The 24,059-nt window shown below is 34.8% G+C and carries 15 protein-coding genes; 3 read left to right on the top strand and 12 right to left on the bottom strand.

Annotation, left to right across the window (positions count from 1 at the left end; genetic code table 11):
• Positions 1-57 precede the first annotated feature (57 nt).
• The 12 genes from FGM02_RS11290 to FGM02_RS11345 form a co-directional block, all read right to left on the bottom strand.
• Positions 58-1,629 (bottom strand): sulfatase family protein, encoded by a 1,572-nt coding sequence (locus FGM02_RS11290; protein WP_139958485.1) that lies wholly within the window; start codon positions 1,627-1,629, stop codon positions 58-60.
• Between the two features lie 45 nt (positions 1,630-1,674).
• Positions 1,675-2,277, bottom strand: coding sequence for a CBM96 family carbohydrate-binding protein (locus FGM02_RS11295; RefSeq protein ID WP_139958486.1), 603 nt, complete (start codon positions 2,275-2,277; stop codon positions 1,675-1,677).
• 22 nt (positions 2,278-2,299) lie between these two features.
• On the bottom strand, positions 2,300-3,847 hold the full coding sequence (locus FGM02_RS11300; RefSeq protein WP_139958487.1) for a DUF4955 domain-containing protein: 1,548 nt from the start codon (positions 3,845-3,847) through the stop codon (positions 2,300-2,302).
• Between the two features lie 10 nt (positions 3,848-3,857).
• On the bottom strand, positions 3,858-5,066 hold the full coding sequence (locus tag FGM02_RS11305; RefSeq protein WP_139958488.1) for a glycoside hydrolase family 88 protein: 1,209 nt from the start codon (positions 5,064-5,066) through the stop codon (positions 3,858-3,860).
• A gap of 259 nt (positions 5,067-5,325) precedes the next feature.
• Positions 5,326-5,997, bottom strand: a complete 672-nt coding sequence (locus tag FGM02_RS11310) for a DUF6250 domain-containing protein (RefSeq protein WP_139958489.1) — start codon at positions 5,995-5,997, stop codon at positions 5,326-5,328.
• Between the two features lie 21 nt (positions 5,998-6,018).
• Positions 6,019-7,464 (bottom strand): sulfatase family protein, encoded by a 1,446-nt coding sequence (locus FGM02_RS11315; protein ID WP_139958490.1) that lies wholly within the window; start codon positions 7,462-7,464, stop codon positions 6,019-6,021.
• Between the two features lie 138 nt (positions 7,465-7,602).
• Positions 7,603-9,336, bottom strand: coding sequence for a RagB/SusD family nutrient uptake outer membrane protein (locus tag FGM02_RS11320; RefSeq protein ID WP_166461168.1), 1,734 nt, complete (start codon positions 9,334-9,336; stop codon positions 7,603-7,605).
• 33 nt (positions 9,337-9,369) lie between these two features.
• Positions 9,370-12,504: a SusC/RagA family TonB-linked outer membrane protein gene (locus tag FGM02_RS11325; RefSeq protein ID WP_243739391.1), complete on the bottom strand. Its 3,135-nt coding sequence runs from the start codon at positions 12,502-12,504 to the stop codon at positions 9,370-9,372.
• A gap of 31 nt (positions 12,505-12,535) precedes the next feature.
• Positions 12,536-14,083 (bottom strand): hypothetical protein, encoded by a 1,548-nt coding sequence (locus FGM02_RS11330; RefSeq protein WP_139958493.1) that lies wholly within the window; start codon positions 14,081-14,083, stop codon positions 12,536-12,538.
• Between the two features lie 220 nt (positions 14,084-14,303).
• Positions 14,304-15,821, bottom strand: a complete 1,518-nt coding sequence (locus FGM02_RS11335; RefSeq protein WP_139958494.1) for a sulfatase family protein — start codon at positions 15,819-15,821, stop codon at positions 14,304-14,306.
• Positions 15,822-15,933: 112 nt separating this feature from the next.
• Complete coding sequence (locus FGM02_RS11340) at positions 15,934-19,980, bottom strand: hybrid sensor histidine kinase/response regulator (RefSeq protein WP_166461169.1); 4,047 nt, start codon at positions 19,978-19,980, stop codon at positions 15,934-15,936.
• A gap of 54 nt (positions 19,981-20,034) precedes the next feature.
• The gene (locus FGM02_RS11345) at positions 20,035-21,051 is read right to left on the bottom strand and encodes a LacI family DNA-binding transcriptional regulator (protein ID WP_139958496.1); all 1,017 of its coding nucleotides are present in this window, start codon (positions 21,049-21,051) and stop codon (positions 20,035-20,037) included.
• Positions 21,052-21,221: 170 nt separating this feature from the next.
• Here FGM02_RS11345 and kduI point away from each other — a divergent pair, with 170 nt between their 5' ends.
• Genes kduI through FGM02_RS11360 form a run of 3 tightly spaced genes read left to right on the top strand, consistent with a single transcriptional unit; the run spans position 21,222 to position 24,057 of the window.
• Positions 21,222-22,064, top strand: a complete 843-nt coding sequence (gene kduI / locus FGM02_RS11350; RefSeq protein ID WP_139958497.1) for a 5-dehydro-4-deoxy-D-glucuronate isomerase — start codon at positions 21,222-21,224, stop codon at positions 22,062-22,064.
• Between the two features lie 6 nt (positions 22,065-22,070).
• On the top strand, positions 22,071-22,865 hold the full coding sequence (locus tag FGM02_RS11355) for a gluconate 5-dehydrogenase (RefSeq protein ID WP_139958498.1): 795 nt from the start codon (positions 22,071-22,073) through the stop codon (positions 22,863-22,865).
• 13 nt (positions 22,866-22,878) lie between these two features.
• Complete coding sequence (locus FGM02_RS11360; RefSeq protein WP_139958499.1) at positions 22,879-24,057, top strand: DUF4861 family protein; 1,179 nt, start codon at positions 22,879-22,881, stop codon at positions 24,055-24,057.
• Positions 24,058-24,059: the final 2 nt, after the last annotated feature.

Consider the following 24,059-nt stretch of genomic DNA (forward strand, 5'->3'; position numbering starts at 1 on the left):
GACCATATGTTAAGTATGTGTCAGGTCAATTGAAAAAGATTAAAAATAGTAGTAATTCTAATTATTGGGGTAGATAATTAAATCACTATATCTTCTTTCTTGAAACCATGGGTCATTTGTTTTTTTTAATAAATAACCTAAAGTGGTTACTAATTTTTTAGAAATTTCTGGAGCATCTTTTGCTTGTATTTTATTTAGTTGATAGGGATCTTTTAAGTTGTCATAGAAAAAAACTGATTTTACATTGCTACCCTTTTTAGTATCCCATTGCTTTTTGTTTTCTTCTACACAAAAAGTATAGCGTTCTGTTTGAACACCTCTAGAATTTCCAAGCATAATAAGCGCAGCTTCTGGTTTTTTTATAGTGGCATTTTTTTCGTCTTGAATTAAAGTCGCATAATTGGCTCCTTCAATGTCCTTAGGAATTTCATTTGCTATACCGGCTAATCCCATTAGTGTTGGTAGTACATCTGGAACGCTCATAATTATATCTGAAATTCCGGTTTTCAATCCTTTTGGCCAATGGATGATAAAGGGAATAGCCAAAGATTCTAATTCGACCGTATTTTTTCCTGTAGCTCCATGACTCCCTAACATTTCTCCATGATCTGAACTAAATAAAACGATCGTATTGTCTAATTGTCCTGATTTTTCAAGTTCATCTAGTACTCTTCCAATATGTTTGTCGGCACTGGTTACGTTGGCGTAATAATGCCTTGCATAGTTGGCGACTTCTAAATCGGCATTTTTACGAACCACTAATTTCTCATCGATATTTGGGAATTTATCTTTGTCATAATGTTCATGCAAAGATTCCATATCTGTGTTTTTGTCGTCCCAAGGATTGTGAGGAGGATTCATTGACCAAATCATGCAAAATGGCTTTGAGTCATCTCTGTATTTTTTATTGTTTAAATAAGAAATAATTTTATTGGCTTCATTTTTAGCAGAAAATATTTTCGGCATATGCAATTCACCATCTTTTTTTCCTTCGATAGCGTCTGGATCGTTAGAGTAAATTCTTGGATTAAAATGTTCGTCTTTCAAGGCTTGGTAAAAATACTCAATACCATGTCTTTTGTCGGCAGGAACATAAGTGTCATACGCATTTACATGATGTCCACCTGGGGCTTCAGTTGTACCTACATAGTTTCCGTTTTTATCAAACAAAGGTTCGTTTTTCAACCAATGGCATTTTCCAAAATAAGAAGTATTGTAACCCGCTTTTAGAAACAAATCAGGAATGGTACTGATGTCGTCTTTTAAACTATGGTCTCTACCTTTTTTACAGTTGTTCCAAATTCCATTTTGTTCAGGATATCTTCCAGACATCAGCATTCCTCTATAAGGACTACACAATGGATAGTTGCTAATGGCATTGGTAAATACCACACCGTTTGTGGCCAACCTATCAAAATTTGGCGTAATAACTGGATCCGATTTTCCTTTAACGAAATCTTTGTAAGGCGCTTTTGACCAAAAACCTGCACTGTATCTTCTCAATTGGTCAGGAAAGATGATGAGAACATTTGGTTTTTTGAATGTTGCTTCTTTTTTTGTTTCCTTTTGCGATTGACAATTGATGCTCAATACAGCTAAAATAAGGAGTATAAAGTTGTTTTTTTTCATTTTTTATAGAAAGAATAATTGGCGTAAATGTTCGATATTAGTTTGTTACTCAATTTCTAAATAAGCGGCAGCTTTAGAAGATTGCTCTTTAGAAGGAGCCATAGCGCTAATTTTATTGAAATTCGAATTGACGAGTGCTAAAGTTATTTTTCTGTCTTTTTTACCGTTGAATAATTTACTCAATTTTTCGGCATCTAATGGAATGCTTAATTTTTGATTTCTACCATCTAACGACTGTCCTACTTCTACAGAAGCAAGTAATTCTCCTAATTCAAGAGCGTCATTCCAGGTAATGGACAATTCTCTCCATCGATCATTTTCAACGGCAAAAATTTCAAGATTGAAGGTCGTGTCTGTTGGTAGTTTTTCATTTTTATAAACTTTTAAAGGGAAATGTAGCGTAGCTTTTTTTACGGATTTCAACTTTTTAGGCATGTTGAATTTTAAATAAGCAATTCGTGCGTATTTAGAATTGGCATTGGAATTAAAAATACGTAAGTGTTTAGCAGCAGTTTCACCCAATGGTTTGTCGGCAGTGTCTCCTCCTTGTATAAAAGCATCTTCAGAAACGGTAATTTTTTTCTTTTGTGCATTTGTATTCCCTACAAATAATACAGTAAGTAAAATTATTTTTATAAAATTTTTCATTAGGTAGATTGTTTAGAATTAATTATTTTTTTATCCATTCAGGTAGTTTTCCTAAACGTAATTTTAGTTGTTCTTCAAATAATGATTTTGGTGTAACCGGGGTTCCTAGGCTTTCTAGAACTTGTACTTCGTCTTTTTTGAAAGTAGTTTCGGATCCATGAAATCCAACAATAATAGGTGGTACAATTCTCCAGTACCAAGAGTCTGTGGCAACAAATCGAAAGTCTTTTTCAGCGACATCCGTTTCTTTATAGTTCCATAAAACCAAATAGCGTCCATGATTTGGTAAGTTTTTTCTAGCTCCACCAGCTCGTCCTGCAAAAAAACCGCCTTCAACATTGTCAAATAAAGTACAACGCGGTTGCGAAGCATGCGATTCAAACGAAGTGTGTGCTGGGTAAGTAGCTTTGTAAATAACCGTGGCACAGGTACTTCCTCCACCAACCCCAGCTGCGTGATGCATTCCTGCTTTGTCAATAATATTGGCTAATAAAATTCCTGTAGAACCTCCTCCTGCATGAACAGAACTATGACCGATATTTCCTTCAATTTGAATGTTTAGGGCAGTACTGTAGGCCGACTGAGAAAAGCCTAAAGCATTGGAGACGTTTTTAAATGTACAATCCTTAACCCAAGAATTGACAGCTCTTGAAACTTTTAGAATACTCCAGCCTCCATCATCTTGTGCCGATCTGTGGTGTTTGAATTTTTTCATCCAGTTTCCTTCAAATCTGATATTTTCAAAACCTAAACCTTCGGAATGAGCAAAGCTATAAATTTTCCATTGGTGTCTTTTTTGAATATCAAAGCGGATCGGCTCTTTAAAGGTAATTGTATTTCCTTTTACATGTGCCACTTGATGTCTTTCATTTACTTGTACTCCTTTGTTTCGTATGGTTTCCCATTCTTTTTCAACAGTAAGAGGTTGGGTGTCGTAGCGAATTAAATCTTTGCTATTGTTCACTACTTTTAAAATAACCCAATCGCCTTTTTTTATTTTTGAAGCATCCTTTACACTAATTTTAAAGGTTTCTCTTTTAGCATTGGCAGTTACTTCTGTCAATAAATTGTCCGATCCACCAGCACTTGTTTGAATAGCACTAGGGCAGCTATATAATTTTTTAGGATCGGTAGGAGGTAAGTCCTTTTCAAAAAACAAAACGGATCCATTTTCTCCTGCTCCTTCACCCCGAAACACTATATGAGATGCTTTTATCAGGATGGGTTTTATGTCATCTTTGGAGGTGTTGATATAATATTTTCCTTTTGGAAAAAATACAATTCCTTCCTTGTTTTTAATCGCGGCTGCAATCGCTTTTCGTATGGCTTCTTTGTCAGACTTTGTGTCATTTGGTTTTGCTCCAAATTTAGTGACATCAAAAATTTTATAGTTTACAGAAGGTATTTCTACTTCGCTATATTTATAGCCAGCAAAAGAAAAATCGGGTAAAACAGCTTCTGTGCCGTTTTTTTTTGCGTCTACAAATTCATTCCAAAGTGCGCTTTTTTGTGCATTAACAGAAATGTTTAGGAAGCTGATTAAGGAGAATGTTATGAGTTTGATATTCATTTTTTAAGTTTTAATTTTTAGGAGAATAGCTGTCTTCGTATTTTAACAAAGCTTCTAAATAGTAATAATCTGCATAGTTTAAAGGTACATCAATCTCATTATTATGAGGAATGCTTCCTACAGAATGTTTTAACAAAAAGTTTTTGTTTTTTCCTAGTTTGGCTGTGTATTCTTCAGTAGCCAAAGAACGCAAGATTTTGTCAATTTCAGGTAAATAAGAAGTTTCGGTATAACCATCTAATTCAATAAGGGCAGCTACGGTAACTGTTGCTGCAGAAACATCTCTTGGTTCATTAGGAATATTAGCAGCATTGTAGTCCCAATAAGGAATACCATCAGTAGGCATACCTTTGTAGTTAAGTATATAGTCTGCAATTTTTACTGCTTGGTTTAAATACTTAACATTTTTTGTGTATCGGTAACAAACGGTATAGCCATATATTCCCCAAGCCTGACCCCGTGCCCAAGAACTTTCATGGGCAAAACCTTGTGCGGTATGTTTGTTACGAACGGCTCCTGTTTCAGCATCATAATCTATCACATGGTAGGAACTGTTATCACTTCTAAAATGATTTTTAAGTGTGGTGTCGGCATGCGCTATAGCTACTTCTTGGTATTTCATGTCGCCCGTTAATTTGCTAAGTTCAAATAAAAGTTCTAGGTTCATCATATTGTCTATAATTACAGGGAATTCCCATCCTCTTGTGGCTTGCCAACCATTGTCAACATCCCAAGATTTAATACAACCTACATTCGGGTTAAAACGTGTTAGTAAAGAATTACCAGCCGTAATCATCACTTCTTTAAAAGCTTCGTTTTTTGTTAGTCGATATCCATTTCCATAAGAACAGTTAAAAACAAAACCTAAATCATGATTTGTAGTTCTGTTTTTGTGTTCTTCAAATAAACTTTGAAATTTTTCAGCAGCATTTTTCCATTTCACATCTCCAGTGGCTTCGTATAAATACCAAGAACTTCCGGGGTAAAAGCCTTCGGTCCAATCAAAATTGTTGTGGGTGAAATGCATTTGTCCATGTTCGTCTAAAGTCCGTGGGATTTTGTTCGCTTTTTCTGCATCAACCAAAAGTAGTGATAATTGTTTTTCAGCATAAAGAAGTTGTTTTTCAACTTGACTTATTTTTTCTTTTTTACTTGTGGCCATGCATGAACTTAATAAGATGATGCTTAAAAGAAGTGCCAATGGTTTTAAAATTCTCATAATATATAGATGATTTTGCAATAAGGATTTTTGTCGTTTTTTCTAAGTGCAATTTCTATTAAATTTGGTGTTTTAAAGGGGGGCTACTACGTTTTAGATGGGGGGTAAAACGTGTGTTAAATTTGATTTAGTAGTTGTAATCCTTATGAATACAAGGGTTTAAGATAGTTGATGCTGAAAAGTGTCTAAACTAAAAAAGTCATCTTGTAATTTGTTAAGATGACTTTTTTAGAAGAAATAAAGAACTATGAAAACCGTTTTAGAACTCTTGAATTTTTATGTTTTCAATTTTCATGTGATTTTTTACAGTTCTAATTCCAAAATAACCTGAGTGATACGGAATTGAATCTGTAAGGGTGAAAATAACTTCACCATCTCTTACATAAGTGACTGTATTATTCTTAACTTTTAAGGTAATTCGCATTTTTTTATTAGGAACTAGCATAAATTTTTTGTCGGATAAATCGTGCTCTTTTAAAAGTGGTCTGTTTTCCTGACCATTGTATCTTCTAAATCTAGTTTTGCTATTGTTATGACCTCCATAGCCTACATAATATTGTGTTAGGCTATGGTAGTTTGAAAATTTTCCGGCTCTTTTTTTTGAATGTTTGAAAAAATTGTTAGGACTGCTAGGGTCATTGGCCATCCAAAAACAATTTAGATCAGAAACACGATCAAATGGGCCGCCATTAGAAATTACCGTAGCATCGTATTGAATGCTTACTGGAGCTTTCAATTTGTGTTTTAACCAAACCGTACAACCCTTGGCATCAGTTATTTCTAGTTGGTTCATATGAAAAATAACGGTACCTCCTTCTTGTTGTTCAACAACCCAATTTGAGGCTTTGTATAAAGCGGCTCCTTCAGGAACAGGCGAGTTGTGTTTGCAGCATATACAAAACAATATGAGGAAAATAATTGCATATTTCATAGATTCGTTTTTTAAAGTGATTTAATATGGAGTTAAAAATAATGCGTCACTTGTAAATGTGCTTTTACTGGGCAAAATTATTTTTTTTAAGAATTTGTAATCTTTTGTTTTAGAACACCATTTATGTAAATATTCTCTATAGGTATCTAAAATTTTTAAATGTTTTTTAGAATTTGCCAGGTTATTCATTTCTAAAGGATCATTTTCTAAATCAAAAAGTTGTTCTCTGTGTTTTCCCCAGTTGTATAGTATGTATTTATACCTTTTCGAAACAACGGCTCTACCCATTGTTCCAAGAGCTTGCTTTCCTTCAAATTTTGTTTCAATGACAACAAATTTTCTGTTTAAATTGTTTTCTTTTTCTTCAAATAATTTTTTCAATGATTTTCCATCTCTATTTTCAGGAGGGACTATTTTGGCGTAGTCGCAAATAGTAGGGTATAAATCTAGACCGTTAGAAATTACGGAGTGTGTATTAACTTTTCCAGGTTTTATTTTTCCTTTGAAACTGGCAACAAAAGGAACTCTCACAGCTTCTTCGAATAAAATGGTTTTTTGGTTCCATCCGTGTGCAGCATTTCCATCCCCATGATCACTGGTAAATAAAATTAAGGTATTGTCTTTTAATTTTAATTGGTCTACGGCATTCAGAATTTTTCCAATTTCATGATCTACTTTTTCCACTAATTGATAGTAAGCATACAGGTATTGTCGCCAATCTTCTTTAGAATAATATGCTGTAGGGTAAACCTTTTTATTGGCTTGTTGCTCCCAATTTAATACTTCTGGAAATTTTTTCGATTTTTTAAAGTTTTTAGGAAGCTGAGGTGTAAGGCTTAATTTGGGCTCATTTACGTTGCCATAGGGTAGAGGTTCATTACGTGCCCATTCACAAATATTGTGTGGATTATCGTAAGAAACAACCATAAAAAAAGGTTTTTTTGAATCTTTTTTAGAATTCAAATAGGCGATACTTTTTTCAGCCAAGCCAATATCTCCCATTGGAGCAATAAATTCGAATCCGTTGCCTGCCACCATATTTGCTTCATGGGCATGCCATTTTCCGCCATAAGCACAATCATAACCTGCCTCGGTCAATAGTTTTCCAAGCACGTGTTTTTTTTCTAAAGGATTTATTTTATTGTCTCCTTCTTTGTTTGAATGCACACCAAGGGTATGAGGCATTTTACCAGTAAATATACTTGATCGAGAAGGCGTGCAAAGAGGAAAGGTCACATAGGTTTTTTCAAAACGTATTCCGCTGTTGGCAAGCTTGTCTAAATTTGGAGTATTGACGGCCTTATTTCCTGTTGAGCCCAAAGCTCTGGCGTTGTGTTGATCGGTGATGATTAGAATGATGTTTGGACGCTCCTCTTTTTGGGCATGAAGAAAGTTGGAGGTTACAATGGGTAGTACCACTAGTAAACTTTGAACAATTTTTGAAAGATAAAGTTGGAAATGCTTCATTGTATATTCATTTAGTGAACAATTTCTTCTTCTGTAGAAGAATGAAATCGAATTGTTTTTTTGATTTGTTGTTGTAAATTAAAGCCTCTTACAAATGAGTAAGAGGCTTTCGTTGTGTTTAGAAAAATAAAGAGATGTTTACCATTCTGATTTTTGATCTAAATTGTTGTTTAGCTGAACTTCTTGTAAAGGATATGGTAAAGACATATGTTTTGCAGGGTCAAAAAACTCACCTGATCGTAAAAAAGCATTATGATTTTCATTTGCGCTGCTATAGTCTGCCGACCCTTTAATCGTTTCATTCAATTGATTTAATTTTTCACCTAATAAGTTCCATCTTATCAAATCATGTTTGCGCAAGCCTTCAAAACACAATTCACGTAAACGTTCGTCTACCAACTCATTAAAAAAGTTTGTTTTGTTGGCAGTTGCACCAACTTTTTCGGCTATAGGACTTACGCCGGCTCTTGCTCTTACTTGATCTAATGCATCTATGGCTAAAGCTGTAGGTCCGTTGTTGATTTCGTTTTCAGCTTCGGCAAACATCAATAAAACATCCGCATAACGTAATACGGGGAAATTTACGCCTGTAAAATTTTTGTTTGGAGTTGGGTTGGCTTCTAATAAAGTATAGGCTTCAATAACGCCGTCTTCAGGAGTAAGAAATAAATCATTGTAATCAGAAGGTTCCCAACGTCTAAATTTTCCGGGACAATAATTGGCTGCTAAGGTACTAGTCACCATTCTGGCATCACCATTATTTGTATACTGCATAGCAGGAACATTCCATTGTTTACGGATGCTATCGTTGTTGGCTACATACAAATCGTTTAGTATAGGTGAAGCGTTAAACATGGCATAGGCACCAGGGTAACCATCATCTCCACCTCCATAACCAAAGGCCAAGCCATTAATACCTCCAATACGTCCATGTGTATCAATTCCTAGCTCTCTTAGGTAAGAAAAAGAAATTTCAAAAATAGATTCCTTTACGTCGTATTCATTTTCAATATAGCTTAAGAAATGTTTTCTATAGCCATCAACGGTAACGACTCTTTTTTCTTCTGTTGTTTCTGTTGCTGCGACTAATTCAGTGGTTGATTGATTTAAACCATGCACTTGGTCAGGATCATTTATGATTACTTCGCATTGCTCTTTTGCTAATGGGTATTTTGAAGTGTCATTTAAAGGGTATCCTGCCATTTTTAAATACACTCTTGCCATCAATCCATGTGCGGCCATTTTGTTGGCTCTTCCCACTACATAATTTGGGTCATTTGCTTTTGGTAAGTGTTCAGAAGCAAAGATGAAGTCTGCAATAATTTGTTCGTACAATGTTTCTAAAGAAGCAGGTGCCAAATGATTGGAAGATTGATCCTGAGTGGATTTTAAGGACAGAGGAACTTCTTCAAACCAATCTACTAAAAGAGCGTAAGAAAGGGCTCTTAAAAAACGAGCTTCTGCAATATATTGGTTGTAAAGCGCTAGTTCAAAAGCATCTTTGTTCAATTTTTCAATAAACAAATTACTTAAGTTGATGGAAGAATATAAGCCCGACCATAAATCTTTGATGTCATTGTCTGCTGGTGTATGTCGGTACAAACCAACCGTCCAGTTTTCGTTGTATCTTCTATTGTAGTATCCTTCATCTGTACCAGACTCCATAGATACGGTCATATTTTGCCCGTAGACCTTATCGCTTGCTAATGGAGAATAGATTCCTGCAATGGCAATTTCAGCTTCAATTTCAGAACTGTAAAAATCGTCAACACCTAAGGTAGATTGTGGCTCTTCTGTTAAAAAATCCTCACAACTTGAAAAAAGCAAGGCCATTGTGAGTATGCTAAGAGGTAATTTTAATATGTTTTTCATGGTATGTGTTTTAGTTTTAAAGACGATCATTCATTAGAAAGTAATTTCAACTCCCGTCATTAATGTTGTGCTTTGTGGGTATGCTGAGTAATCTAAGTTTGGGGTTAAGGCTCCAAATTTACCTACAGAAACATCTGGGTCGTATCCAGAATACTTGGTCCAAGTAAATAGATTGTTTCCTGTAAAATGGAACCGTAGCCTTTGGATATTTAGTTTTTCAGAAATATTTGAAGGGACAGTATAACCAACGGTAAATGATTTGAATTTTAGGTAAGAGCCATCTTCAACAGAACGATTGTCAATTTGGTTTCCTTTTGGCGGTGCTCCATAAATAGATAAATAACGTACGGTACTAACATCCGTATCTGTATTTGTTGGTGACCATGCGTTAGCTAAAGAAGCAAACCCGTTAGATCGTTGTGCAGAAGGTACTCCGAAAACGGCATTGTTTGTATTCAAAATATCAAATCCATAGGACCATTGTAATAAAAATTGAAGATCTATATTTCCAATTTGAAAACTATTGTTCAATCCTCCAAAATGTTTTGGGTGTGGATTTCCAATGACAACTCTGTCGTCCGAATTAATCGTTCCATTATTATCTTGGTCAATAAATTTAACACTTCCAGGTCCTACAGGTAAGGTTCCATTATCAGGAATTCCTTCATTTAATTGATAAGCTTGAAGTCCATTATCCCAATAAAAATCATCCCATTGGTAAATGCCATCAAATTGCAAACCGTACATCATTCCAACAGGCTCTCCTACTTTGGTTATGTATTGGTATTCAGGATAGCTTCCGCTCCATTCAGGGTCTGTATAAATAGCATCTTGACCATCGTTTAAAGCAATTGTTGTGTTTTTATTAAATGAAATATTGAAAGCAGTGGTCCATTTAAATCGATCTTTTTGGATGTTTGTGCTGTTGATGGTTAATTCAAAACCTTCATTTTCTACTTTTCCAATGTTTTGTTGTACTTTATCAAAACCGGTATGTAAAGCCATTTCTGCTTTTAATAACAGGTCACTCGTATTCTTTTTGTAATAGTCGGCAGTTACTTCTATTTTTTGGTTGAATAAAGCAAGGTCTAAGCCCACGTTTGTTTGCGCAGTAGTTTCCCATCTTAAATCAGGAACTCCTAAATTACTTTGGTATGCACCAGGAATGTAATTTTGTCCAACTCCCCAAACATATCCGCTAGAAGTACTGGCATTTAGTTGGCTAAAGGCGTCGTAATCTCCAACGCGATTGTTTCCTGTTTTCCCCCAACCAATACGAAGTTTGGCAAAACTTATGGCATCTATATCCATCATAAAATCTTCGTCGCTTATTTTCCATGCTCCAGAGAAAGAAGGGAAATAGCCCCAGCGATTTTCTGGTTTGAATTTTGAAGAACCATCGGCTCTATAAGTAGCCGTTAGTAAATATTTATTTTTAAACGCATAATTAGCTCTTGCAAAGAAAGAAGCCAAAGTATTGCCCGAAATTAACGTTTCAGGAATAGAAGGTGAGGTACCAAAACCAAGCTTCGCAATTCCAAAAATGTCTGTAGGGATTTCAGAGTTTTTCATACGGGCATATTCATAGTCTCTTTTTTGAGCTTCAAATCCCCCTAAAAAGGTTAGGTTGTTTTTTCCGAATTTCTTTTTATAGGTTAAGGTGTTTGAGGTAGACAATGTTTGGTAACGTCTCATGGTTAAGGTTCCGTTTATATGATCGGTTCCTCGGGTTCCCTGCTGTGTTTCTTGTCCGTAAAAAACAGATTCTTTTCTCGTGTCTACTTGGTAAGTACCAGAGGTTTTAAAGTACAAATTAGGTTTGAATTTATGCGTCATCGAAACACTACCACGGATCACATCTGAGATACTTTGTCTGTCTGTATTTTCTAAACTTTTTACAGGATTGAATAAATAACGTTGATTGATTTCATCAGGATCGTATCCTCCAGGTTCTAAGCCATCGTCAATAATTGGTTCAACAGGTCTAAATTGTAAGGCATCTCTAATAATACTGGTGTATTTATTTCCTGAAATATTTATTCCAGATTTTTTAAGGTGAGAATATTGCATGTATCCATTGAAGTTAGTTTTAGAGCTCAATCGATGAGAGAATTTAAGGTTGTTCAATACTTTTTTAAATCCTGTGTTTAACAGCGTACCCTCTTGGTCTAAATATTCCGTAGAAAAATATAAGGTACTTGTTTTGTTACCACCACTTAAACTAGCGGTATGTCTTGTGGTTGAAGCCAATCTAAAAATAGCATCTTGCCAGCTCGTTCCTTCTGAATTTTTGTATAGTTCAGCATCTACCCATTGTTTCTTGAAAAATCGGGTATAGTCACCTGGAGTATAATTGTCTAAAGCCGTGGCAATATTTTGTTGGTACTTTACATATTCATACGGACTTAAAACTTCCAGTCTGTTAGGAATCCACTGCATGCTGTAAGCAGAGCTCACTTTTACATCCGTTTTACCATCGCTTCTACCTTGTTTGGTGGTAATTATAATAACTCCATTGGCAGCCCTAGATCCATAAATAGCGGTAGCCGAGGCATCCTTTAAAATATCAAAGCTTTCAATATCACTAGTACTAATGCTGGCGGGGTCAAAATCTTCCAAAGGAATTCCGTCTACCACATACAAAGGAGAGTTGTCACCTGTAATAGAGTTACCACCACGAATTACAATTTTCAAACTTTCTCCAGGAGTACCATCTACAGAAGAAACTTGTACGCCTGTAACACGTCCTGCAATGGCTTGGTCAAAGTTTGTGGTGGCTGTTTTGGCTAAGTCATCAGCATTAATAGTTGCTACAGATCCGGTTAAGTCTTTTTTCTTTACCGTTCCATAACCTACAACAACAACTTCTTCTAAGCCAACGCTAGACTGGCTCATAACAAGATCAATGTTGGTTTTTCCTTCTACATAGACTTCTTGTGTTTCGTATCCTAAATAGCTAAAAATTAAAACAGCATTGTTTTTTATTTTTGGAAAGGAATACAAGCCATCAAAATCTGAAGTTGTTCCTTTAGCCAGTCCTTTTATTAAAATGGTGACCCCAGGTAGTGGTTCTCCGCTACTATCGGTTACTTTTCCGTTGACACTAATTTGTGAAAATCCAGAAAAAGAGCAGCTTATGAGTATGATAAGTAAAATTATTTTTTTCATTTGTTTGTGTGTTTTTGTAAATGACATGGATTTATTCTTCAGAAGCTTTGAAATGTACATCTGAGATATAGTATCTTCCTAATCGGCTTCCACCTACACCTTTTACGCCAGTTGGGTATTCAGCCTTAGTAAAATTACAAGCGATTTTAAACTTTAAGGCAAAGCTTTTTACGTCTTTGTATTCATTTAAGTTCATTTCGCAACGTACCCATTTTGCATCTGCATTTTTTGAAGTGTCTTGCCCAAAATTGGCCATTCCTGCTTTTAATTTTTGATCACCCGGATAAGGAGTTCCAATAATAGTGGGAGCATCTAAGCTATTAATTTGACAACTTAGTTGGTCGTTTACTTTGGTCCACGTAGAGCTAGCATCATCACCTGTATAGTCTGTAGAAATATAAATTTCTAATTCTGTTGGTGCAATTCCAGAAGGCATGTATTCAACATATTGATTTTTAATGTAAAAGACCGTTGCTAAATTATAACCCAATCTATAACGCGTTAAATCTTGAGGGTTGATGGTTACATAGGATTCATGAAGTTCTTGTGTTCCGGCTGTTGGATTTGTGAAGATAGATTTGATACCTGTAACATCTGAAGGTCGCTCTGCAGCCGCAATATTTGCTGGGCCAGATTGGATCCAAACTTTGTCTGCGGTGATACTTCCTAGATCTATAATTTCTTTAGTGTAACCGTACAGTTTATTTTCTGCCTGAAAAGTAGGATAGAAAAAGTAATTGGTTTTTTTAGGCAAAACTACTGGAGTGTTGGAAGCAACTAACATTAAAAATCCTTCTCCATTAAATTCTGTAGTTTCTCCACTAATGGTACTAGTGATTTGTACATTTGGGTAAATGGTGTCGTTTTCAGTTGTCGTGTATCCATCCTTAAGACTGATGACTCCTGTTTCTGAGTTGATACCTAGTTTGTCAGTATCGCTTGTCAATGCAAAAGTAACGGCAGGATTGCCTGTAATTAAATAAGGTTTGGATGTTTTAGCTCCTGTATTTGCAACCAGGTTTTGTGCTAAAGGCGAATACAATAAAGTACTGACTAATTGTGGTCCAACCCCTAGGTGAAATACATCCTCAAAAACAGTACTATGACTTATTTCGTTGATAGTGGTAGTTACTTTTACGGTAAAGTAGTAGTTTCCGATTCCGAATTTGTTTTCGTCGGCAATTTGGATGATACCACTGTTTTTAGTTTCCCAACCTTCTGTTTGTGTGATGAGCTCTCCATTTAGTTCATATTGGTCTTCAATAGCCAAATCCTTTGTTATTAACACAGGATTGCTGATGCTAACGGCATCCATATAAGAGGCATCTAGTATAGTTCCATCTTCTGATCTTCCTGAGATAATTTCGAAGTTAGGAATAAGTCCGTCAGTATCTAAAACTGGTGTTCCTGTTTTTACAGCTGCATATTCCCGAACATTTGTTACTTCTGCATAAAGAAGACTATTTGGAGCTTTGTAGTCAGCGGAGCTTGTGTTGGAAATAAACGTTTCTTTGTCGCAACTTGCAAAAATGAGCAAGAAGCCAAAAACGAATTTCCATAAATAGATAGTTTTTTTCATAATTAGTAAAAGTTGTTTATAATGGTTTTTTAACAGGATAAATGTCTAAAATAACTTTGGTTGTAGGGCGGTGTATATTGCTCTATACAGCGGGGGAAATTGTTCTGATTCTATTTGGCTAGCCCCATGTTTTAAGGGGGAGAAGGGAAATTAAAAATCCCCCTCTCTAATTCTGAATAGGAAAAGTGGCAGCATATAGAGCATCTAGTTTTGTGTGAGATTATTTTATTGCTTTTTTATATTCTTGAATTAGCTCCTTTAGTTTATCTGGATATACGCTTGCTAAATTAGTTTTTTGGCCAATATCATTGCTAATATCATAAAGTTGGTATTTGGTTGAATTTCCCAATTCTATTTTCACCATTTTGTTTACAGCTTCTCCGTCATTTGGTGGAATCATAATCCAGTTGTTTTTTCTAAAGGCGGTATATTGCATGGCTTCAATGACAAGATGCTCTCTTCCTATTGCGGATTTTCCGAGGAAGGTGTTCAGCAATTCTTTACTATCAGAAACGTTAGTATTGCTGCCAACAAGTTTGGCCAATGAAGATAATAAATCAATTTGACAAACCAATGCATCTGAAACGGCTGGTTTTATAGTTCCCTTCCAATAAGTGAAAAATGGAACATGTGTACCTGCGTCAAACAAACTATATTTTCCACCTCTAAATTGAGCAAACGGATTGTGACTGCCTAGTTTTTCTTCGGCATCATCATAATAGCCATCATTTAAAACAGGGCCATTATCGCTAGAAAAAACAATCAATGTATTTTCTAATAAGTTTTCATTTTCTAATGTTTTTATAAATTCTCCAATACACCAATCCGCTTCTAAAATGACATCACCTCTTGATCCTAAACCCGATTTTCCAACAAATCGTGGATGAGGCGTTCTGGGTACATGCGGTTGTTGCATCGCATAGTATAAAAAGAAAGGTTTGTCTTTGTTTTTTTTTACATAGTCTTGGGCTTTTTGTAAAAAATGATCCGCCATATCTTCATCAATCCATTTGGCTTTTTCTCCGCCATTCATAAACCCTATTCGAGGAATTCCGTTAACAATACTATTGTAATGCCCGTCATACCATTTCATTTTTAACAATTCAGGGTTGTCGAGTCCAGTTGGTTGACCAGGAAAGTTGTTTTGATAATCTATTTCAATAGGATCATTGGGATCTATGTTTACTACATGCCCGTTTTTTATGTATACGGTGGGTACTCTGTCTTGAGTTGCCGCCATGATATAAGATTCATCAAAACCAACCTGATTGGGGCCGGGAGTAATTTCTTCATTCCAATTTACATTTCCTGCTCCCAAACCTAGGTGCCATTTGCCAACAATTCCAGTATGGTATCCTTTTTCTTTTAACATTTTAGGAATGGTTGCTTGATTTGTACCAATTATTAAGGGCGCAGTTCCTGGTAATATTTTAGCTTCTTTTTCTCTCCAAGGATATCTACCCGTTAGTAAGGCATACCGGCTAGGCGTGCATGTAGAAGAGCTTGCGTAACCATTTGTAAAGCGCAAACCGTTGTTGGCTAATTTGTTTAAGTTGGGAGTTTTAATTTGACTTGGGCCGTTAAACCCGACATCACCGTAGCCTAGATCGTCGGTATAGATGAAAACGATATTTGGTAGTTTTTTCTTTATCGCAGTTGGTGATTCTTTTTTATTCTCTGTACACTGTATTAAAACAGTACAAGAAAAAAACGCAATTAATAGTATTTTTAATTTCATGATAAAGTAACGTATTGGTTATTAGGTAAAATTATACCATACGCATTCATGACAAAGGGGACACAACGTTCCTTTTCATGGGGTATATCGTGTTTAGGAAGATTTAGCTTACTTATTCTTTTTCAGAATCATCTTTAGTTTGGCTGTTCTGAATTCTATAATCAGAAGGAAGTACCTTAAATAAGGTTTTAAAGCACTTTCTAAAATATTTTAAATCGTTGAAGCCAACTTCATAGGCAATTTCAGAAATATTCATTTGCGTTTGAGCAATTAATTGTCCCGCTTTTTTGAGTTTAATGGTTCTGATAAATTCGGTAATGGATTGATCTGTTATCGCTTTTAATTTTCGATACAAAACAGAGCGACTCATGTTCATTTTATTGGTGAAATAATTGACGTTAAATTCAGGGTCAGAAATGTTTTCTTCAATAATTTTGATGGCTTGTTCTAAAAATTGCTCATCGGCAGAAGTGAAAGTTAATTCTTTGGGCTCAAGAATAATGTCTTTTTTAAATTTAGAGATTAGGCTTTTGCGAGTTTTTAACAAATTGTCGACTCTGATTTCTAAAATGGCATCGTCAAAAGGTTTGGTAATATAGGCATCTGCACCAATTGTATATCCTGTTTTTTGATGGGCTTCAGCTGTTTTTGCGGTTAATAATATAACAGGGATATGGCTTGTAGTAATATTTGTTTTGATATGTTCACACAGTTCGAAGCCATTCATTTCAGGCATCATTACATCGCTAATAATAAGGTCTACTTGTTTTTTGTGAGCAATGTCCACGGCTATTTTTCCATTTTCAGCTTCTAAAACCAGATATTTTTTCGTGAAAATTCCTTTTATAAAATTTCGAACATCCTCATTGTCTTCTACAATTAGAAGAGTAGGTGTATGGTTTTCTTTTTCTTGAAGTTCTGTTTCTTTTGTGTCAGCAATACTGATGTCTTTTTCTAAATAAAAAGGTTGTGTACTGTCAATTTCTTCTTTGAATTCTTGGTTCTCTGTAATTTTTTGATCTTCATCTAAATGTTCGTCGCCCAAAGGAATACTGACTTTAAAGCAGGTTCCTTTTTCAATTGAACTTGTAACCGAAATTTCTCCTTTGTGCAGTTCTACCAAACTTTTGGTTAAGGCTAAGCCAATTCCTGTACCTGCCTGTATGCCTTCTTGATCAAATCTATAAAATCGATCAAAGACATAATTTAAAGTTTCTTTAGGAATGACTTCGCCAAAATTGACGACTTCAATTGTTACAAAAGATGCTTTTGAATTAGTTATTTTAAGACTAATTTTACTATTGTCTTGATTGTATTTGAAGGCGTTTGATAAGAGATTGAAAATAATTTTTTTCATTTTAATTTTATCAAACCAAACGTCGAGCGATTCAAAATTAGATTCAAAAATATATTCAACGTTTTTATGGTTGGCTAAATCGTTGAATGCAGTTTTTACAGATTTTATAAATGAGATCAGATCGCTTTTGGAAGCGTATAGAACTAATTTTCCGGATTCACTTTTTCTGAAATCTAGTATTTGATTGATAAGATCGAGCAGCATGTTTGCATTTCGATTCATAATTTGATGCTGACTTTGAATAAAAGAGTTTCCTTTTTTCTCTTTCATCATTCTTTGTAAAGGCCCTATAATTAAGGTTAGGGGAGTTCTAAAGTCGTGTGAAATATTGGTAAATAATTTTAATTTCATTTGGTTGACTTCCTCCAATTTTTCTTTGTCTAATTTTTCCTGTTTTAGTTCGTTTTTTTCTTTAATACGTGTCAAAGCGAAAGATCGAATGAAATAGCTAATAAGTAAACAAACGAAGATATAAATGCTATAAGCCCACCAAGTTTTCCAAGGGGCAGGTAAAATAATGATGCTTATGCTTTTTCCTTTTTCGTTCCAAAGTCCGTCGCTATTGGATGCTTTTACTTTAAATAAATATGTACCTTCATCTAAATTGGTGTAGTTGGCTTCTTTTTTGTTTTCAACATAATTCCAATTTTTATCAAAACCCACCAGTTGATAAGCGTATTGATTTTTATTGGCTTGAGAATAGCTTAAAGCGGTAAAATTGATGCTAAAATCGTTTTGATCGTGTTTCAGTTTTATTTCTTGAATATTGTCAATTGAATTTAAATAAGGCTTATTGTTGACTTTTATAGCGCTGATGTTGACTTTTGGAACAAACGTATTTTCAATAATACTCCTCGGATTGAAATAATTAAGACCGTTGGTTCCTCCAAACATTAAAATACCATTGTCGTTTTTATGCGCTGCGCCATAATTAAATTCATTTCCTTGCAATCCATCAGATTCATCGAAGTTTTTAATTTTTTTTGTCAACAAGTTTAATCGACTAATTCCATTATTTGTACTCACCCAAATATTATTATCATCATCGGGAAGTATGGCGTAAATGACTTCGTTGAGTAGGCCTTCTGCAATACCATACTTTTTGCTTTCTTTGGTTTTAGGGTTGAATTCGAAAAGTCCTTGGCCTTCAGTTCCTGTCCAAATGGTGTTATCGTTTTCCTCAAAAACACAATTTATTCTGGGTTTGTAGCCTTTTGACTTGATGATATGAAGGTCTTCTGTTTTTTTTGTACGAATATTAACTTTTGACAATCCGCCTGAGCCACCCGTAAAAATAATTTCAGGATTGTTAGCTTGTTGAAGACAATTATGAAATTTTATCTCGCTTTCTAATCGCGTAAATTCTTTAGTGCTTGTATTGTAAGTAATAGCCCCATTGTTTTCGGTCCCTATCCAAATATTATGGTCAATATCTTCCAACAAAGAAATGATTCGATAGTTTTTTAACTCAATTCCATTGGCTTGTTTTTTATTGAGTTTTTCAAAAACATAAGGTTTTTTCTTTGTGTTTAAAAAATTCAAACCCCCATCGTGAGTTCCAATCCATAAATTTTCATTTTGATCAAGAACCATGGATTTGATGTTGTTTGAACTGATAGATTTAGCATCCTTTGGATCGTGGGTATAGTAGGTAAATTGTTCTGTTTTTTTATTGAAATAATTAAGTCCCCCACCTTCAGTTCCAATCCAAAAATTGTTTTCTTTTGTTTCTAAGATAGAACTTACTACTTTATAGTTTAGCATGTTTGGTGATGCACCAGAGGAAATTTGTTTGAAGTTATCGTAGCTATGATCAAAATAGTTGATACCGCCAGCCCAAGTTCCAATCCACATATCGCCTTTTGAATCTTTGATGATTTTATAGATGGAGTTTTGGCTTAAACTTTTAGGATTGTTTTCGTTGTGGGTAAATTTTTTAAAAATTTGATGCTTGGTGTTTAAAATTTGCAAGCCTGAATACGTTCCGATCCATAAATTATGGTTTGAATCTTCGGCAATAGATCGAACCCCCGTTTTTATTTTTTTTTCATTTTTGAATAAAAAGTCTTCAAATTGAGTTGTATGCGCAGGTAAAAAAGCAATACCATTTTCGTAGCCTAACCAAATGGTCCCCCTGCTATCTTGAAATAAAACAGGTGTATTGCTTATATGTGCAGCCTTGTTTGTGTTTTTAGGGTATTCATAATGCTCCCAAGTGTTGGTTGCTAAATGAACACGGTCAATTTTTTCAATTGTACAGATCCACAAATAACCGTCATTGGTGTTTAGAAAACAGCGTGTATTATTGTGACTTGGTGAGTTGAGGTTGGTAGAATCGTTCTTTATATACGTTGAAATATTTTTCTTGTAATTGATATCTGTAATTCCTTTTTTAGAGCTTACATAAATACGATTCTTGTTTGTTTGTGTAATATCCCAAATTTGGTTGTCACTAACACTAATTCCATTGCTATTTGTTTTTATTTGCAGGAAATTATTTTGTTCGGGCTTAAATAAGTTCAAGCCATTTTTTGTTCCTATCCAAATATTTTTATCATTGTCTTCAAAAATACAGGTAACCCAGCTGTGACTTATGCTTGTACTGTCTTCGGAATTGTGTCTGTAATTGATAAATCGAGTACCGTCAAATTTATTCAAGCCATCTCTGGTACCAAACCATAAATAACCTTTAGAATCTTGTGTAATGGAAACAATAGAACTTTGAGTTAGGCCGTCTTTTGTGGTGAAATTTTTAAAACTTAAATTACTAGGAGCGATATAGTTTTTTTGAGCGATTGCCATAAAAACGGAACTAAAAAAAAGTAGAACGAGGGCTATATGTTTCCTATTCATAAATTAGTTGATTGAAGAGTTTCTAATAATTAATTCGGAATTTAAGACAATTGATTGATCTTTGGTATCTGCTTTTTTGTTTTTTATTTGCCCTAATAATATAGTAGCTGCAATTTTACCCATTTTAAAATCAGGTTGGTTTACAGTTGTTAAAGAAGGTTCAATAACTTCTGAAATTGGATCATTGTTAAAACCAACAACAGCAATGTCTTCAGGAATGCGAATGCCTTGGGTTTTTAAATATTTCATGGCGCCAATTGCTGCGGTGTCATTGGCGGAAAAGATAGCGTCGATATTTTTTAAATTCATGATCTTTTTGGCAGCCTTTATCCCTTCTTTTTCAGACAAACCCGATTCGTGACAATAGTCTTCGTTTACCTCAATATTGTGTTTTTTCAAAGCATCTTTATAACCGCGTTTTCTGTTTTGATACAATTCAATTTCTTGTGGTCCTGAGAAATGAAATATATTTTTCCGACCACTTTGAATGAGATGTTCTGTAGCGTCAAAACTTGCTTTGTAATCGTCAATACTTACCGCTGTACAATTGTGAAAATGACAAGGTCGGTCGTAAAATACAATTGGTGATCCATGGTCGTAATACGATTGTAAATGCTCATAGGATGTTGTTTCCATAGAGATCGAAATTAAAATTCCATCCACTCGATTGGCAAGCAAAGTTTCTATCAATTTCTTTTCTCGATCGATACTTTCTAAAGATTGGCAAATGACCACATTGAAGCCTGCTTCATAAGCGGTTTCTTCAATTCCGGCAATTACCGTAGAGAAGAAGTTTCTCGAAATTCTTGGTACAATAACGCCAATGGTATTGGTTCTGTTTGTTCTAAGATTGGAAGCCAAACTATTTCTTTGATAGCCTAATTCTGCTGCTTTTTTAGCAATTTTTTCCTTGGTTTTTTTAGAGACTCTTGGGCTGTCATTTAAAGCTCTAGATACGGTAGAACTGTCAATGTTTAAAGCGCTAGAGATGTCATGAATGGTGATTTTATTGGATTTCATTGCTACAGTTAATTAGGTTTGGTTGGAACCCTTTGGAGTTAATATATTAAAATTAATTGGAATTATTTCACAAACATAGGAAAATAAAAACAAAAATACAATCGATTGTATTTTCAGAAATATTTACTACTTTTACAAAAATTTAAAATTAATATCACAGAAATAATATCATGGAAGAAAAATTTGAAGTAAGGTATGCAGCTTCTCCAAGAGAAGTAAAAACAATGGATACTACAGAATTAAGAGATGAGTTTTTAGTACAAGACTTATTAGTAGCTGATAAAGTTAAATTAGTATACTCGCACTACGATAGATATATAGTAGGAGGTGCAGTTCCGGTTGCAGGTCCTTTAGATTTAGAGACAATTGATCCTTTAAAATCGTCATACTTTTTAGAAAGAAGAGAATTAGGAGCTATCAACGTTGGAGGAAAAGGTTCTGTATCTGTTGATGGAGAAGTTTTTGATGTAGACTTTAAAGAAGCTTTGTATATTGGTAAAGGTGCTAAATCTGTAGTTTTTTCAAGTGCAGATGCTTCAAATCCAGCGAAGTTTTACTTAAACTCAACACCAGCTCATAAAGCTTTTCCAAATAAAAAAGTAGGAAGAGACGAAGCTGAAATTGTTGAATTGGGAGCTCCTGAAACAGTAAATGCAAGAACGCTTAGAAAACTAATTGTAAATAGTATTGTTGATACTTGTCAATTGCAAATGGGAATGACGGAAATCAAATCAGGTTCAGCATGGAATACAATGCCTGCACATGTTCATGATAGAAGAATGGAAGTGTATTTCTATTTTGAAATTCCTGAAGAGCAAGCTGTTTGTCACTTTATGGGTGAAACTTCAGAAACAAGACATATTTGGATGGCAAACAATGAGGCAGTGATTTCACCACCTTGGTCAATTCATTCAGGTGCTGGTACAAGTAATTATACGTTTATTTGGGGTATGGCTGGTGAAAACTTAGACTATGGAGATATGGATGTTTGTAAAATCACGGATTTAAAATAATAGAATATGTCGATAAATTTATTTGATTTAACAGGAAAAGTAGCCTTGGTTACTGGAAGTACGCACGGTCTAGGTATGGCAATGGCTACTGGATTAGGAAATGCAGGTGCAACTATTATTGTGAATGGGAATTCTTCTCAAACAAAATTAGATGCTGCAGTGGCTGCCTATAAAGAATTAGGCATCAATGCGCATGGTTATTTATTTAATGTAACTGATGAAAAAGCAGTGCAAGAAAATATCCAAAAAATTGAAGCTGAAGTTGGAGTGATTGATATTTTGGTGAACAATGCCGGAATTATTAAAAGAACGCCTTTAGTAGAAATGGAAGTTGCCGATTTTGAAGAGGTAATTAAGGTAGATTTAGTTTCTCCTTTTATTGTTTCTAAACATGTTGTAAAAGGTATGATTGCTCGTAAACAAGGAAAGATTATCAATATCTGTTCTATGATGAGTGAGTTGGGAAGAAATTCTGTTGGGGCTTATGCGGCTGCAAAAGGAGGTTTAAAAATGTTGACGCAAAACATGGCTACAGAATGGGCTAAGTTTAATATTCAAACAAATGGAATTGGTCCTGGATATTTTGCAACAAGTCAAACGGAACCTATCCGTGTAGATGGACATCCTTTCAACGATTTTATCGTAAACAGAACGCCAGCAGGTGTTTGGGGAGATCCAAATGATTTACAAGGAGCGGCTATATTTTTGAGTTCGAATGCAAGTAATTTTGTAAACGGACAAGTTGTTTATGTTGATGGAGGAATTTTAGCGACAATTGGAAAACCTTCTAATGAAGATTAATAAAAATTATACAATGAGAAATACATATACCTTGGTTTGCTTACTAAGTATAGTTTTGACCACTGCTTGTTCTTCGAGCAAGCAGTCCAAAACGTTCTTAGTAAAAAATTCGTTGTCAATAGAGCGTTCTAATGAAACTATTGAACTTTCAAAAGAAAAATTAGGAGTTACTGATTTGTCGACTGTTGGTTTAAAAGATCTTGCTACAGGAAATTTACAAATTACCCAATTGGTTGATAATGATGGCGATGGGGTAATGGATGTTTTGTTGTTTCAACCTAAAGTTAAGGCAACTTCGGAAGCTAAATTTGAAGTCGTTACTATTACAGAAGCTGAACAGCCTAAAGCAGAGTTGGTGTGTTATTCTCGTTTTGTACCTGAAAGAACGGATGATTATACTTGGGAAAACGACAAAGTTGCTTTTCGTGTATATGGTCCAGTTGCGCAGCAACTTAAAGAATCTGGTAAGCCTGGTGGAACACTTTCTAGTGGAGTAGATGCTTGGTTGAAAAAAGTGGAATATCCTATTATCAATAAGTGGTATCATGAAGAATTGGTTTCAAAAACGAGTTCGTATCATGAAGATACAGGTGAAGGTTGTGATAATTTTCATGTAGGTGTAAGTAGAGGTGTTGGTGGAATTGCTGTAAAAAATGCAGGTGAATTTTACTACTCTAAAAATTATACAAAATGGAGAACGATCACTACAGGACCTATTCGTACAAGTTTTTATTTAGAATATGAATCTTGGGATGCTGGAGGAAACTTGATCAAAGAAAGTAAAATTGTTTCTTTAGATAAAGGAAATAATTTCTCTAAATTTGAGACATCTATAGAAGGAACTGAAACTATTTCGGCAGGTTTAACTTTGCACGAGAAAGATGGAGAAGTTACCGGAAATATTTCAAACGGTTGGGTTAGCTACTGGCAACCACATTTAGGTTCAGAAATAGGTACGGCTATTATTGCCGACAAAGCGACGTTTAAAGATTTTGAAAAATACGATGTAGAAGCTGCAGATTTAAGTAATGCTTATGCACACTTAAACGTAACTAATGGAAAAGTGGTGTATTATTCAGGTTTTGCTTGGAAAGAAAGCAAACAATATCCTACAAATGCTAGTTGGGTGTCTTATTTGAATTTATTTTCTAGTCAAATAAACAATCCTTTAGAGCTTGTGTTTATTCCTTAATT

Origin of the sequence: Flavicella sediminum (assembly GCF_006381105.1) — a bacterium.
Taxonomy (GTDB): domain Bacteria; phylum Bacteroidota; class Bacteroidia; order Flavobacteriales; family Flavobacteriaceae; genus Flavicella; species Flavicella sediminum.